Genomic DNA, 14,427 nt, shown 5'->3' with positions numbered 1-14,427 from the left:
GGAAAATTAATCTAGTTTTTTATCACTTCTGACGGCAAAAATTTCAATCCGTCTTCCCCTTTTGTAACAGTTACAGCTTCACCGGCTTTTACCTGGCCATCCAGCACGGCCTCTACAAGGCCGTCCTCAAGAAGATTCTGAATCGCACGGCGCAGCGGGCGTGCACCGTATTTTTCATCATAGCCCTTTTCCACCAGATATGCCTTTGCAGCATCGTCTACCGTAAGCTTTAAGTTCATCTGGGTCAGGGTCCGTCTGCATATATCCTTTAACATGATATCCACGATTTCCTTCATATGATCCTGGGACAGCTGGTGGAACACGATGATCTCGTCGATACGGTTTAAAAACTCCGGCTTGAACATCCGCTTTACCTCTTCCATAACGCGTTCCTTCATAAAACGGTAGCGTTCCTTTGCATCATCATGGGAAGCAAAGCCCAGACGCTTCGGAGCAATGATGTTCTCCGCACCTGCGTTGGAGGTCATGATCAGCACCGTATTTTTAAAGTCGATCTTTCTTCCCTGTGCATCCGTAATATGGCCATCGTCCAGAACCTGCAGCAAAATGTTGAACACGTCCGGATGGGCTTTTTCGATCTCGTCGAACAGGATCACAGAATAAGGATTTCTGCGTACCTTCTCACTGAGCTGGCCGCCCTCCTCATATCCGACATATCCTGGCGGGGATCCGATCATCTTGGAGACGCTGTGCTTCTCCATATACTCCGACATATCAACCCGGATCAGGGCATTTTCCGTACCAAACATCGCCTCAGCCAGCGCCTTGCAAAGCTCTGTTTTTCCAACACCGGTAGGTCCTAAGAATAAGAAGGAGCCGATTGGACGCTTCGGGTCCTTTAAGCCGACTCTTCCGCGGCGGATCGCTTTGGCAACCGCAGTAACTGCTTTCTCCTGGCCAACCACTCTCTCATGCAGGATGGATTCCAGCTTCCGAAGCCGTTCCGATTCCTCCTCAGCCAGCTTTCGTACCGGGATCTTTGTCCATCCGGAGACCACATCGGCGATCTCTCCCTCTCCGACCACCAGCTTTCTGGATGTCTTTTCCTTCTGCCATTTTTCGCGGATCTTTTCGATCTTTTCCCGTTTTTTCTGCTGGCGTTTTTTGATCTCACCGGCCTTCTCATATGCCTCTGTCTTAATCGCCTGCTCCTTCTGGTTCTCCAGCTTTTCAATCTCTTCTGTCAGACTCTTGATCTGTGCAGGCTCCTCGTAGGCAGTCAGGCGGATCTTTGAGGCTGCCTCATCGATCAGGTCAATGGCTTTATCCGGCAGAAAACGGTCGTTGATGTAACGGGCAGAAAGGCGTACTGCTGCCGCTAAGGCATCATCTGTGATCGTCACCTTGTGATGTTCTTCATATTTAGGTCTTAATCCCTTTAAAATCGCAATGGACTGCTCCTCCGTCGGCTCCTCTACTACGACCGGCTGGAAACGGCGCTCCAGAGCTGCATCTTTCTCAATATATTTGCGGTATTCTTCCCGTGTTGTAGCACCGATCAGCTGGATCTCGCCACGTGCCAGGGACGGTTTTAAGATGTTGGAAGCGTCAATCGCTCCTTCTGCCCCGCCCGCACCAATGATCGTGTGGATCTCATCCAGGAACAAAAGTACATTTCCATCCTCCGTTACCTCGGAGATCACCTTTTTAATACGCTCTTCAAATTCACCACGGTACTTGGATCCAGCCACCATGCCGGAAAGATCCAGCGTCATGACACGCTTGTCCGCGATCGTTTCCGGGACACTGCCACCAGCAATCATCTGGGCCAGCCCCTCGACCACTGCAGTTTTTCCTACGCCCGGTTCTCCGATCAGGCACGGGTTATTCTTGGTCCGGCGGCTCAATATCTGGACAACCCGCTGGATCTCGTGTTCCCTGCCGATCACCGGGTCCAGCTTGCCTTCTCTTGCAAGCTTTGTCAGATCGCGGCTGAAGCTGTTTAACGTTGGCGTGGAAGCGCTGCTGTCTCTTCCGCTTCTTGAGGACTGCAGCTCCTCCTTCGCCTCTGCCCCATCTTCTCCCATGGCACTGCACAGGTCTATATATAGCTTTTGCAGGCTAACATCCATGGTATTAAGCAGGCGGACTGCAGCGCAGTCACTCTCCCGGATCATGGCGATCAGAAGATGCTCGGTGCCGATCAGCGGCGCTTTGAAGCGGACTGCCTCCCGGTAGCTCTGGTTTAACACCCGTACTGCACCAGGTGTATACACGGTTTCCCCGATCGTGGCAACATTCTGGTTTGGAAAGATCAGCTGCCTGATCAGCTCCTTTACCTTATCTGCCTTTACACCATTTGCGTCCAGAACCTTTGCTGCCACACCTTCCTCTTCCATTAAAAGACCAACCAGAAGATGCTCGGTCCCTACATAATTATGGCCCAACTCCTCCGCTGCCTGGGTAGACAGCGCAATGGCATTCCAGGCCTGTTCTGTAAAGTGATTTCTATCTATCAAATTCAGGTCCTCCTTTATTGTCACATTTTAGATCTTAAGAAAGTAATGCCGGAAGCTCTGCCCTTAAGTAAGATGCCCTAGCTATCTCCAGCTCTTCCCGTCCCAACGGGCGGCTGGAAAGCTTCTGAAGATTTGCCGGCTGAATACCAAGCATCAGCCGGTATACCGCGCACGGCTCCTCCATGCGCAAAAGGCCATCTGCACAGCCGGCCATCAGGCGTGACAAAAGTGTCATTGCCTCCTTCATGGCCAGCTTTCTGGCATATTTTAAAATGCCATAGGCGCGGTAAGCGTCATCCTCCCTGGAGGAACGGTTTTTATCGAGCGCAAGCTTGCGCATCTGTTCCTCCTGGCTGTCAGCTGAAGCGCCACCTTCGAGACCATATCCAGGATTTCTTTTTCAGTCATGCCCAGAGTTTTCTGGTTGCTGACCTCAAAAAGTGCGCCGCAGTTTTCCTCTCCTTCTCCGTACATGCCTTTTACAGACGCACCAAACCGCGTCATTTCCGTTACCATACCGTTAAAGCGCTTGCTTTGGGATAACAACGGGAGATGCAGCACTACGGAAGCCCTAAGGCCCGTCCCCACACTGGTCGGAAATGAAGTCAGATACCCGTATTTTTCATCAAAGGCGTAAGAAAAACGCTCATTTATATAATCATCGATTTGGCTTGCCTGATTCCACAAATCATCCAGATGAAGGCCGGAAGCAAATAACTGGATCCGGATATGGTCGGTTCCATTCAGAACGATTCCCACCTTTTCGTCATCTGATACCATGACTCCGGCAGGTTCCTTTTTCGAGGCAATCGTCGAATTGAATACCCTGCGCTCACGCAGCGCCCTGCGGTCCAGTTCGCTAAGCTCCCTAAGTCTCGCCTGTTCGTAATGACGGCCATCTAAAGCTCCCAGCTCTCTAAGACCTGTTTCCAGCTGTGTGATCATTTCACCGGCCTGTTTTTCTGTCAGACGGGAAGGGAAGGCATAGTCCTCAAGATTCCGCACCAGACGCACACGGCTGCAAATGACAGCCGGTCTGGCAAGATTTACTTCTTCAAACCATTTCATTGTGCCTGTGCCTCCTTTAATTCCCGGATCTGGTCACGGTACCGGGCCGCCGCTTCATATTCCTCATTGCGGACAGCCTCGTGCAGTCTTGCCTCCAGCTGGCGGATCTGCTTCTGGCGCTCCGCCACGCTATTTCCTGTCAGTTCACCCGGATTGTTTGCCTTATTTTCTGTGTCCGGTTCTACAGCTGTCTCTGGAGATTCTGTCGTTGCAAGATGGAACGGATCTGCCTTTATCTTCTGGAACTTCGGGTGTTTTCCAGTATGACAGGTATTGCCCTGCAGCTGTTTGATCTTATCATGGATCAGAAGATCAAAGACGCTGTAGCAATCCGCACATCCAAAACGGCTGTCCTTAACAAACTCTTCATAGCTGGTCCCGCAGGTAGGACATACGATCTGGCTGGTTTTTTCTTCCTCCTCAGCTCTCCCGGAACACCTAAAAGGCCGGACAACAGCTTTCCAAGTGGGAATTCTCCCTCAAAGATCGCAGAATACGGGCCAAAATCCATTTCCTTTGCACACTGGGAACAGTAATTATGTTCCGTGCGGACTCCATTGGCAATTTCCGTATACTGGATATTTGCTTCTCTTATTTTACAACGCTCACATAACATGGCATTTCCTCCATATTCGCTTCCAGATTCAGACTCTTACTTGTCTGTTTGTGGTCTATACACCTCTGCCGCCTGTATAATAATCATAGATCTCGTCCACCAGATCATGCACTTCCTCTCTGGATATATTCTTACAGACGCTTCTTGCAAGGAGAACAGAAAGCTCTTCCCGCAAACGTTCGATTGACTGGATTTTGTCAATATCAAGAGCGATCACAGCCCCGCGCCGGCGGTCCAGCTTGATATAGCCCTCCTGCTTAAGCACTGTATACGCCTTATTTACTGTATGCATATTGATCCCGATATTTTCCGCAAGCTGGCGGACCGATGGCAGGGAGTCTCCTTCATGGATCCGGTCCGTGGCAATGCCCATGATGATCTGGTTCCGCAGCTGGATATAGATTGCCTCATCACTCTCAAAATCAATCTTAATGATCATGTTTTCACCATCTTTCGCATTCTCTGTTATAGAAATCATATAACAACATTATATCAAAAAAAGCGGCGAAGTCAATACACCGCTTTTTCCCTCTTTCTGTATATCAGTGGAGGCGCTTCTGTAACACCTCCACTGACTTGCTTATGATCTATAGGAACAATAAGCTAATGTTCCTTTTTCAGGATTCGGAATGATCAGGAAAGATCATCATCGTCCAGGTCGAACACTTCAAAATCATCATCAGCATCAGATTTGTTTTCTGGTGCAGCTTCTGTTTTTCTGTTCTCCTCTGGCTGGCCAGGCTCTCCTGACACGCTTGCTGCCAGCTGCTTTTTTACCTGGTCGAGCTGTGCATCTGCGTCATCTGCCGGGTCCGGCAAAAATTCTTCTGCATCGACAGGCTCCAGCTCATCGTCCTCCGGACCAGTTACCTCCAACCCGTCCTGAAACTCTCTGGAATCTTCTTCGGACTCATAATCCTCGTCATACTCATCCTCTTCGCCCATCATGTAACGTTCCTCTTTGCTAAGCTTGTTTCCGCCTTTACGGGCTTCCCGTCTGGATTTCTTATCTGCCTTCACCGGCTTTTCATCCAGTCCGGCGTAAGCAGCGTCCTCCCTGCGGGCATTTCCTTTCCGACTAATGATCAGAAGCACCAGGAGGATCACAGCTACTACAGCCACTGCGATCAGTGCGATTCTTGCAATGTTGTAATCGTCTACCAGGGCATTGTAGCGGTTGGTTACATCCTGCAGCTCCAGTGTCTGGGTATTGCCCTCGCTGCTCTGCTCGAAATAGCGCTGGATGGTCTTATCCGTCAGGTCATAACGGTAATAGCCTACGGTTCCGTTTTCGCCTACGCCATAGAAAATGCAGTATTCCGGCTGGCTTCCCTGGGTATCCGGTACCATCCCTGAACCTTGGTTTCTCCGATGGTAATGGAGGTTTCCTTCATTCCGTACGGAACAGCTGCATCTGCCGGCAGGGCTGCGATGCCGATCTTAAGCGGGGTTCTGGATGCCTCAAGCTCTGCTAAAACCTCTACGTTCTCTGCAGCAGGCTCAGACTCACTGGTTTCCCCAAGGCTCTCGCCGCCTTCCACACGGTTTACTAAGATCGTATAGGTACGCACGGTAGAGCCATCTTCCGCTGTTACCGTACAGGTTACGGTATTTTCACCATCCTGAAGGTCTGTGCCGCTTAAAGCAACGGTTGCCTTGTCACTTGCAGGAACCGCACTTACCGTAAGCTTTTCTGTATCAAGACTTACTGAAGCAGTATAACTGTCAACATCTGCACTAAAAGCTGGACTTAAGGTGCCAGGGGAAATCTGCATGGAAGCAAGGAAAGCATCCGAGGAGCTGCCGCTGTAGTGCTTCCTGCCTGGATGGTGACAGAAGAGCTTCCAAGCTGGGTAATGTCAAGAAGCTGCTCATCTGCATCGTAGCCTTCATAATCGGTCACCTGGATCTTGCTGCTTCCTGCCTTCAGCGCCTTAAAATGCAGGGTGGATGCAGACTCACTGGTACCGCTTGCACTGCCGATCACACGGATTGCACCATTTCCACCGCTGACATCCGGTTCGCCGCTCACAAATTCCATGGCACTGGTATCGTAAGAAAGCATCACAACTGTCTTACCGATTTTTTCGCCTGTCGTACAGGTAAATTTTACATTGACGGTAAATTCACTTCCCACCTCTGCGGTAGGGTCAGAGAACGCAATCCGTGCGTTCCCTGCAAAGCTCTGGAATGGGATTGCCACAGCAAGCATCAGCACCATGGCAAAACGGATCCAGATCTGTTTCCATTTTCTGTTCATAATAATTTGTTATCTCCTGTTTCTTTCATAATTGTTTCGTAACTGTTTTGTACCTTCACAGCCAGTAATTTCAGAAAATCTGATATTAGTTTCCACCAGGGCTCGAGAACGTCACATTGCTTCCTCCCGATGAGGAGCCTGTGTTCGGGGTAGATGTGACAGAACCACCATTCGGCCCCGCTGTGATCACTCCTGAGGAAGAGCTTCCGGATGAAATTCCCGCTGAACTGCTTCCAGGACCTCCCACAGTAACACTGGATGAAGAACCATTAGAAGTACCGCCTCCGATTCCACCATTGTAGGTCGGGCCGCCAGCCTGACGTACCACATGGATCGTATAAGTCCGCTCCGTTCCGTTTTCTGCTCTTACGACCACAGAAATATCATTGATTCCGCTGGCCAGTGATACATTTCCGTTTCCACGGATCGATGCCTTGGAATCGATTGCAGAAGCACTGACTGTCACATTGGATACGGAATGGTCCACGATCAGATCGTAGGAATAGGTATCGCGGTTAAAGGTCGGTGTTAATGTAAAGCCATCTACACCAAGGCCCTTCAGCTTGTTATTCGGGCTGCCGCTTAAGGTCGGCTGTGTACACGGAGTCTCCGGCATATTGTTGTATACCGGAATCTTAAAGTTTAATGCTGTATTTTTCTGCTGGCTTGTAAAGCCCTCTGCAAAGATAGAACCTTCCGAAGACGCACCGTCTACATTTGTCATGTACTGGTGCTTATACATATTGCTTCCCTGTACGTTATACTTCTTCAAGTAAAGCGTATCCTGGCCGGCCTTCACATAATTCGTCCCGTAGAACTGGGCTCCGCCGGCAATAGAGGATTCCGGCGTTGTCCATGGCCTTCCATAGCTTCCACTCTGGGATGCATACCAGAGACCTCTCTGGACTGCTCCCATTCCGTCGGAGGCATATGCACCGACATTGAAATAGTTATAATAGCCGGTATAACCAGCGTAATTTCCGGAAATGGAATTGCCGGTTCCGTTTCGTCCCTGCTCCTGCAGAATCATGGCAGCGATCACATAAGCTTACGCCGGAGCTCTGTGCCGCACTCATAATGGCATCTGCATAATTGACACCAGACGAAGCATTTCCTGTGCTGGCAGAAGTGCCAGGAGTCTGGGAACCTCCCCCAGAGCTGCCTGACGGACTGGCAGAGCCGCTGCTTGTGCTATTGCCTGAGGTTGCCGATCCCGGACCTGCTCCGATCACAACACTGGATGCCAATAGTCCTGCCTGTTTTTTGCTGATCGATGCACTCGGTCCCTCCAGACGCACCTGATGGCTGCCGCCTGATGACGGGGTCTGGCTGGTGGTGCCTGATGACTGCCCGGATGAGCCTCCCGGACTTGAAAACGTGATGCCCGAATTAGCACCGCCCGAAGCCGATGATGAACTGCCCGAGCTTCCTGCACCCGGAGTTGCGGATGTACTTCCTGAGGAAGATCCACCGGAAACTCCCGGACCAGCCGTAATAACACCAGAAGATCCCGAAGAAGAACTGCTTCCTGAGGAGGAGCCAGAAGATGTACTGACCGACGCAGATGCCCCGGAACGGATACTTCCCTCCATAAAGGTTCCCTTCAGCATCGATTGAAGTCCCTCTTTCGTGTGAAGAGAGGAATTGTAGCTCTGGTCCAGAAACTGGAATACATTCACCTCATCCAAAAAGTTTCTAGGGTCCATATAATAACTGATGATTTCCGTAGAGGCAGCCACCCAGGTGCTTCCGTCAAACCCGGTCCAGGTGCCGGAATCCCAGTTATAGGCTCCATCTGCCAGTGATTTATAGGAAGAAATACTGTTGGTATGCACCAGATTTCGTCCCAGAACTCCTTCGTTCTGAATGACGTTATTCCAGTCAAGGCCGGTTTTTACTGCAGTAAAGGTCCAGTTTGGATACTGGGCATGGATCTGCCGCAGGCCTGTTTTATAAGACTCCGGGAACCCCTGTGCAGAAAGCTGGGATTCAAAGCTGGAATCATGGCTGTACGACACGGGGAATTTTACATAGGTACTCAGAACATAACCCGTCTGCGTGCTGCCGCCGCTCGTAAAACGGATCTGATACCAGGTCTTCCCGTCAGAAGCCGACTTTTCTCCTATTACTGTAACAGCAGTCCCGCGGCCAAGCTTTCCTACCGAGGAATAGGAGGTTCCTGCCCCGCTTCGGACATTTAGCTGGACGCATTGATCGTAGCCGACCGTTCCTGTGCGTAAGCAGAAAGCTGTAACAGACTACCTGCCGAAGGAGTCTGCACACAAAGTGCAAGTCCCAGCACAGCAGCCAGACCTTTTTTCAAGGCATTATTTTTCATGGTATGATCTCCTTAGTATCACTTTTTGCCGGAGCTGGTGACCACATCCGGCAAATTTACGCTACGTTACATTATAATGACAAATCCGCCCTAGTCAACGGAAAGCACAGAAACTTCAAAGAATCGCAAAAAATTGTAAGAATTAAAGACAAAGACAGACCCAAAAACCGTTTTCGCAGTTTCCGGGCCTGTCTGAAATCAATCATTACTGTTCATGTATCCATGTCCAGTAAATAAATATTATATTAAACCGGGTATGCTTTGCTCTCGGTATCTGCTACGGTAGCATCAACCTTGGTCTGCTGAGCCTCTCTGTACTTGAAGAACTCTTCTGCTACCTTCGGGAACAGAGCATAGGAAAGGACATCCTCATCCTGCTGCTTCCACTGAGCACACTCTTTCTCGAACTGCGGCAGCTGCGGAGGAATCAGATCTGCAGGTCTGCAAGTGATCGGGGTCTCGTCGCCGATGATCTTCTTCTGCACTTCTGCGTTGAACGGCTTTACAGTCTGGCCAAACTCGCCGAGCATGATCTTCTTGGACTCCTTCGGAACCAGTTTGTAGCGCTCGCCGGAGATAACGTTCATAACAGCCTGGGTACCAACGATCTGGGAAGACGGGGTAACAAGCGGCGGCTCACCGAAGTCCTTACGAACGCGCGGGATCTCCTCCAGAACCTCCTGGTATTTATCTTCCTTACCAGCCTCTTTTAACTGACTAACCAGGTTGGACAGCATACCGCCCGGAACCTGATAACGAAGGGTCTTGATGTTAACGCCCAGTACCTTCGGGTTTAACAGACCAGTCTTCAGAGCTTCTTCACGGATCGGTGCAAAGTAATCAGTGATCTCAGCAAGCTTGTCCTGGGATAAGCCGGTATCGTACGGAGTTCCCTTGAAGGTCTCTACCATAACCTCGGTTGCCGGCTGGCTGGTACCAAGTGCCAGCGGAGACATTGCGGTATCGATGATGTCGCAGCCTGCCTCTACAGCCTTTAAGTAAGTCATGGAAGCTACACCGGAGGTGTAGTGGGTATGCAGGTCGATCGGCAGCTCGGTAGACTCTTTTAATGCGCCAACCAGCTCCTGTGCTGCATACGGGGTTAACAGACCAGCCATATCCTTGATACAAATGGAATCTGCACCCATATCTTCGATTCTCTTTGCGATGTCTTTCCAGTAATCCAGGGTGTAAGCATCACCCAGGGTGTAGCACAGTGCGATCTGAGCGTGTGCCTTCTCTTTGTTTGCTGCCTTTACAGCGGTCTGCAGGTTGCGCAGGTCGTTTAAGCAGTCGAAAATACGGATGATATCGATACCGTTTGCAACGGATTTCTGCACAAAGTACTCTACTACGTCATCTGCATAGTGGTTGTAACCCAGAATGTTCTGGCCACGGAACAGCATCTGTAATTTTGTGTTTTTAAATCCGGCTCTTAACTTTCTCAGTCTCTCCCACGGATCCTCTTTCAGGAAACGAAGGGAAGCATCGAAGGTAGCGCCGCCCCAGCACTCTACTGCATAATAGCCAATCTTATCCATTTTATCGATGATCGGAAGCATCTGCTCGGTGCTCATTCTGGTTGCGATCAGGGACTGATGAGCGTCACGCAGGACAGTCTCAACGATCTTAACCGGTTTTTTCTGAATCTCAGCCATGATTCTTTACCTCCAAATTTATATGTTGCGGCAACTTTATATTGCTGCAGCAAGAAATGATTGAATTTTAAACGCCGAAAATTGCCATGAATGTACCGGCTGCAACTGCAGTACCGATAACACCTGCTACGTTCGGGCCCATTGCATGCATCAGCAGGAAGTTCGTCGGGTCTGCCTCAGAACCAACCTTCTGGGATACACGGGCTGCCATCGGCACTGCAGATACACCTGCGGAACCAATTAACGGGTTTACCTTACCGCCTGTAAGCTTGCACATGATCTTACCGAAGATAACGCCGGCTGCGGTACCTACTGCAAATGCTACCAGACCCAGGGCAACGATCTTTAAGGTGGTTACCTTTAAGAAAGCCTCTGCACTGGTGGATGCGCCTACGGAAGTACCAAGCAGGATAACTACGATGTACATCAGGGCATTGCTTGCGGTCTCGGACAGCTGTTTTACAACGCCAGACTCACGGAACAGGTTACCAAGCATTAACATACCAACAAGCGGTGCGGTAGTCGGCAGAATCAGGCAGACTACTACGGTTACGATAACCGGGAACAGGATCTTCTCCAGCTTGGAAACCGGACGAAGCTGATCCATCTTGATCTTACGCTCTTCTTCTGTGGTCAGAGCCTTCATGATCGGCGGCTGGATGATCGGAACCAGCGCCATGTAGGAGTAAGCTGCTACTGCGATCGGTCCCATGAACTCAGACTGTCCAAGCTTACCTGCAAGGAAGATGGAAGTCGGGCCGTCTGCTCCACCAATGATGGAGATAGCTGCTGCTGCCTTATCATTGAAGCCCATGAAAATTGCAAGGAAATATGCACTGTAGATACCAAACTGAGCTGCTGCGCCAAGCAGGAAGCTCTTCGGGTTTGCGATCAGCGGGCCGAAATCGGTCATTGCGCCGACACCCATGAAAATCAGAGACGGAAGGATACTCCACTCATCCAGAATGAAGAAGTAGTGAAGAAGTCCGCCTACGCCATTGGACATATCTTCCGGGTTAGCCATAATATCCGGGTAGATATTAACTAACAGCATACCAAACGCAATCGGAACCAGTAAGAGCGGCTCGAATCCTTTTCTGATTGCCAGATACAGGAACACGAATGCCACCAGGATCATGATAAAGTTTCCAAAGGTCAGATTGAAGAATGCGGTCTGCTGAAGAAGATTGGCCAAAGTAGATCCAATATAATCCATTTTAATCCCTCCATGTGGAACTTGCTTTTTGGCAAGCTATTAGTTTAATGTAGCAAGAGTTGCGCCAGCTTCTACTGCGTCGCCTGCTGCTGCATTAATGCTTGCAACGGTTCCATCCTGAGGAGCTACGATATCGTTCTCCATCTTCATAGCCTCGAGAACCATGATAACGTCGCCTTTCTTTACAGCCTGTCCGGCGTTAGCCTTTACTGCCAGAATCTTACCCGGCATCGGAGCGGTTACAACTACAGAACCCTGAGCGCCAGCCGGAGCTGCTGCCTTCGGTGCTGCAGAAGCTGCCTTCGGTGCTGCTGCAACCGGTGCCTGAACTACGCCTGCAGTGGTTCCTTCTTCAACAGTTACATTGTATACATTGCCATTCACAGTAATTGTGTAATTTTTCATGATAAGAATCCTCCTATTCGCTTATGCTCTTTTCCATTTTGCGCCCGGTGCACGTTTGATGGAGCGTACTACCAGGGAGTCGGTTGATGAGTTGGTTGATGCTGCGATAGCCGCAGTGATGACAGCCACCAGTTCCAGATCATCCACAAGCTCTTCCTCTTCTGCTGCCGGTGCTGCCACAGGAGCTGCTGCCGGTGCCGGAGCTGCGTTCTTTGCTTTCACCTTGTTTTCAAAAACGCTGATGAACTTGAAGCAGCTGATCAGGATGCTGATGAAGATCAGTACCAGGAATACAGTACCCATACCAAGTAAAGTATTCATGCCTGCTTTTGCCATGTTCTCGCCTACGGTGTATTCCGGGCTGAAGGTCAGGCTGACCGGGTTTAAGTTCTGGCTCTGCGGATCCATGGTGTAGAATGCTTTGAACTCTACATTGCGGTTCTCAAACTGTGCCTGAACCACACATACATACTGGTCATCCTCACCAAGCTCGGTGTCAGAGGAAAGGATGCTTACGAATGCGCCGGTGTCTTTCATAACACCGATCCAGGAAGTCAGGCCGCTCGCAAGGCCGTCCTCACCCTGTTTGATCAGGCCGGTCTCAGACTCCTCTGCTGTGGCCTCGTCCATCTCGGCAATGGTCTGGAGCAGGTTTTCCGAGATCTGAGAAATGTAGGAAGCTGTCTGCGGATCCATAGTTTCTGCCTCAGCAGCATTCTTGTTGGAGCATGCGGACAGAGCAAAGAGGCTGACTACCATGCTTAACACTAACAAAACTCGTTTCATATACTGTTTCATATATTTGTCACCTCATTCTAAACCGTTCCATGTTTTCTGTCCGGACGATCCTCTCTTTTGGTAAACAGCATCTCGAATGCTGCGATCACACGTTTTCTGGTGTCACATGCCTCGATGATATCGTCTACATATCCTCTCTTTGCCGCTGCCAGTGCGCTGGACTGCATCTCACGGTATTCAGCCGCCTTCTCATTGATGAGAGCAACGGAATCATCTGCCTTTGCGATTTCGTCTGCGTACATGATCTTGGCTGCGGCGGAAGCATCCATCATGCCGATGGTTGCGTTCGGCCATGCATATACCACATCTGCACCGATAGACTTGGAGTTCATGGTCAGGTATGCGGTGCCATAAGCCTCGCCGACTACGACGGTTACCTTCGGAACGCTTGCGTTTGCAAAAGCGTAGGTCAGACGTCCTGCGTTCTTTGCGATGCGGCGCTCAGTGCATTTGCATGCCTTGTAGCCCTTTACGTTCACCAGGGTCAGCAACGGAATGTTGAATGCGTCACAAAAAGAAACAAACTTTGCTGCCTTCTCTGCGCCGTTAGCGGAGAGAACTGCATCGAACTCGTCTTCCTTCACGCCGTCTGCCGCGTAAACAGCAGTGCGGTTTGCCACGCAGCCCACGGTGGTTCCGTTCAGACGGATAAAGCCAGTTACCATGGACTTGTCATAGTTCTTCTTCACCTCTAAGAAGAAGTTGTCATCAGAGATCTGTGCCAGTGCCAGATCGGTTGCTCCTGCATAATTTTCAAGATCGGAGCATACACGGTTTAAATCGTCGGTGCACTCGCTGTAGGACATGTCATCCTCGTTGTTGGCCGGAAGGATGGTTACCAGGGAGCGGATCTGGGATAAGATATCCTCTTCGCTTCCGGTGAAGTCCACAAGTCCGGTTTCCTCACTCTGGAATGCAGCGCTGGAAGTATCGCACTTCTCAACACGGTTTCCGTCGATCGCGTTCGGAGAATTTACAAATAATTTTGCGTTTTTCTCTTCCATAAAGATAAAGTCAGCCATAGCGGAAGCTACTGCCATACCGCCGCCGCAGGTACCAAAGATAGCGGAGATCTGCGGAACCACGCCGGATGCCATGGTCTGGCTTAAATACATCTCACCAAAACCGTTTAATGCGTCCGTTGCTTCCTGCAGACGAAGACCTGCGCAGTCTACCAGGCCGATGACCGGTGCGCCCATCTTTACTGCCATGGAATAGATGTTGGAAATTTTCTTTGCGTGCATCTCACCTAAGGAGCCGCCCAGTACGGAAGCGTCCTGGCTGTACACATACACAAGGTTTCCTTCGATGGTACCATAACCGGTGATTACGCCATCTGCCGGAGTCTCCTTGGCAGCCATGTTAAAATCGGTGCTTCTTGCAGTGATGTAAGCGCCAACTTCAACGAAGCTGTTCTCATCAAGTAATGCATTGATTCTGTTACTTGCTGATGTTTGATTACTCATTTTGCAATCCTCCATTTTGAAATATTTGACGATCGCTTTTCCTCCTCTTTGGTATTGTTAAGAGAAAGACAAACTATCGTTTAGTAAATCCAATTTCTGCCGATTATAATAATATAATGTCA

17 protein-coding genes and 1 pseudogene are annotated in these 14,427 nt (G+C 50.1%); all 18 read right to left on the bottom strand.

Annotation, left to right across the window (positions count from 1 at the left end):
- Positions 1-11 precede the first annotated feature (11 nt).
- Positions 12-2,480, bottom strand: coding sequence for an ATP-dependent Clp protease ATP-binding subunit (locus DXA97_RS09235; RefSeq protein ID WP_118719706.1), 2,469 nt, complete (start codon positions 2,478-2,480; stop codon positions 12-14).
- 34 nt (positions 2,481-2,514) lie between these two features.
- Positions 2,515-2,820 carry a hypothetical protein gene (locus DXA97_RS22135; protein ID WP_347561541.1) on the bottom strand — a complete coding sequence of 102 codons (306 nt, stop codon included), beginning with the start codon at positions 2,818-2,820 and terminating at the stop codon, positions 2,515-2,517.
- Positions 2,748-3,548 (bottom strand): ATP--guanido phosphotransferase, encoded by an 801-nt coding sequence (locus DXA97_RS09230; RefSeq protein WP_347561540.1) that lies wholly within the window; start codon positions 3,546-3,548, stop codon positions 2,748-2,750. Before DXA97_RS09230 ends, DXA97_RS22135 begins: the two co-directional genes overlap by 73 nt.
- Entirely contained in the window at positions 3,545-3,676 is a 132-nt protein-coding gene (locus DXA97_RS22130) for a UvrB/UvrC motif-containing protein (protein ID WP_347561539.1), read from the bottom strand. The genes DXA97_RS09230 and DXA97_RS22130 overlap by 4 nt, the downstream gene beginning before the upstream one ends.
- A gap of 176 nt (positions 3,677-3,852) precedes the next feature.
- Positions 3,853-4,164 (bottom strand): hypothetical protein, encoded by a 312-nt coding sequence (locus tag DXA97_RS22125; RefSeq protein WP_347561538.1) that lies wholly within the window; start codon positions 4,162-4,164, stop codon positions 3,853-3,855.
- Between the two features lie 55 nt (positions 4,165-4,219).
- Complete coding sequence (locus tag DXA97_RS09220) at positions 4,220-4,603, bottom strand: GntR family transcriptional regulator (protein WP_118719704.1); 384 nt, start codon at positions 4,601-4,603, stop codon at positions 4,220-4,222.
- Positions 4,604-4,797: 194 nt separating this feature from the next.
- Positions 4,798-5,514: a hypothetical protein gene (locus DXA97_RS09215; protein ID WP_118719702.1), complete on the bottom strand. Its 717-nt coding sequence runs from the start codon at positions 5,512-5,514 to the stop codon at positions 4,798-4,800.
- A complete protein-coding gene (locus tag DXA97_RS09210; RefSeq protein WP_118719700.1) occupies positions 5,460-5,939 on the bottom strand; it encodes a cadherin-like beta sandwich domain-containing protein in 480 nt (159 codons plus the stop codon). The genes DXA97_RS09215 and DXA97_RS09210 overlap by 55 nt, the downstream gene beginning before the upstream one ends.
- Entirely contained in the window at positions 5,915-6,424 is a 510-nt protein-coding gene (locus DXA97_RS09205; RefSeq protein ID WP_118719698.1) for a cohesin domain-containing protein, read from the bottom strand. The genes DXA97_RS09210 and DXA97_RS09205 overlap by 25 nt, the downstream gene beginning before the upstream one ends.
- 85 nt (positions 6,425-6,509) lie before the next feature.
- On the bottom strand, positions 6,510-7,454 hold the full coding sequence (locus tag DXA97_RS22120) for a cadherin-like beta sandwich domain-containing protein (protein ID WP_118719696.1): 945 nt from the start codon (positions 7,452-7,454) through the stop codon (positions 6,510-6,512).
- Positions 7,375-8,442, bottom strand: a complete 1,068-nt coding sequence (locus DXA97_RS22115) for a hypothetical protein (protein WP_347561537.1) — start codon at positions 8,440-8,442, stop codon at positions 7,375-7,377. The genes DXA97_RS22120 and DXA97_RS22115 overlap by 80 nt, the downstream gene beginning before the upstream one ends.
- 66 nt (positions 8,443-8,508) lie before the next feature.
- Positions 8,509-8,565, bottom strand: a pseudogene (locus DXA97_RS22110) (hypothetical protein); the annotation flags it as partial.
- 56 nt (positions 8,566-8,621) lie between these two features.
- Positions 8,622-8,762, bottom strand: coding sequence for a hypothetical protein (locus DXA97_RS22105; RefSeq protein ID WP_347561536.1), 141 nt, complete (start codon positions 8,760-8,762; stop codon positions 8,622-8,624).
- Between the two features lie 245 nt (positions 8,763-9,007).
- A complete protein-coding gene (locus tag DXA97_RS09190; protein WP_118719694.1) occupies positions 9,008-10,420 on the bottom strand; it encodes an oxaloacetate decarboxylase subunit alpha in 1,413 nt (470 codons plus the stop codon).
- Positions 10,421-10,487: 67 nt separating this feature from the next.
- On the bottom strand, positions 10,488-11,636 hold the full coding sequence (locus DXA97_RS09185; RefSeq protein ID WP_118543006.1) for a sodium ion-translocating decarboxylase subunit beta: 1,149 nt from the start codon (positions 11,634-11,636) through the stop codon (positions 10,488-10,490).
- Positions 11,637-11,675: 39 nt separating this feature from the next.
- Entirely contained in the window at positions 11,676-12,041 is a 366-nt protein-coding gene (locus DXA97_RS09180) for a biotin/lipoyl-containing protein (protein WP_118543007.1), read from the bottom strand.
- 21 nt (positions 12,042-12,062) lie between these two features.
- Positions 12,063-12,839 carry an OadG family protein gene (locus DXA97_RS09175; RefSeq protein WP_118719692.1) on the bottom strand — a complete coding sequence of 259 codons (777 nt, stop codon included), beginning with the start codon at positions 12,837-12,839 and terminating at the stop codon, positions 12,063-12,065.
- Positions 12,840-12,856: 17 nt separating this feature from the next.
- Entirely contained in the window at positions 12,857-14,305 is a 1,449-nt protein-coding gene (locus DXA97_RS09170; RefSeq protein ID WP_118719690.1) for a carboxyl transferase domain-containing protein, read from the bottom strand.
- Positions 14,306-14,427: the final 122 nt, after the last annotated feature.

The organism is Clostridium sp. OF09-36 (assembly GCF_003481985.1).
In the GTDB taxonomy this organism is placed as follows: Bacteria; Bacillota; Clostridia; order Lachnospirales; family Lachnospiraceae; genus Brotaphodocola.
The sequence above is the reverse complement of the archived record's forward strand: the minus strand, read 5'-3'. Positions and strand labels throughout refer to the sequence as shown.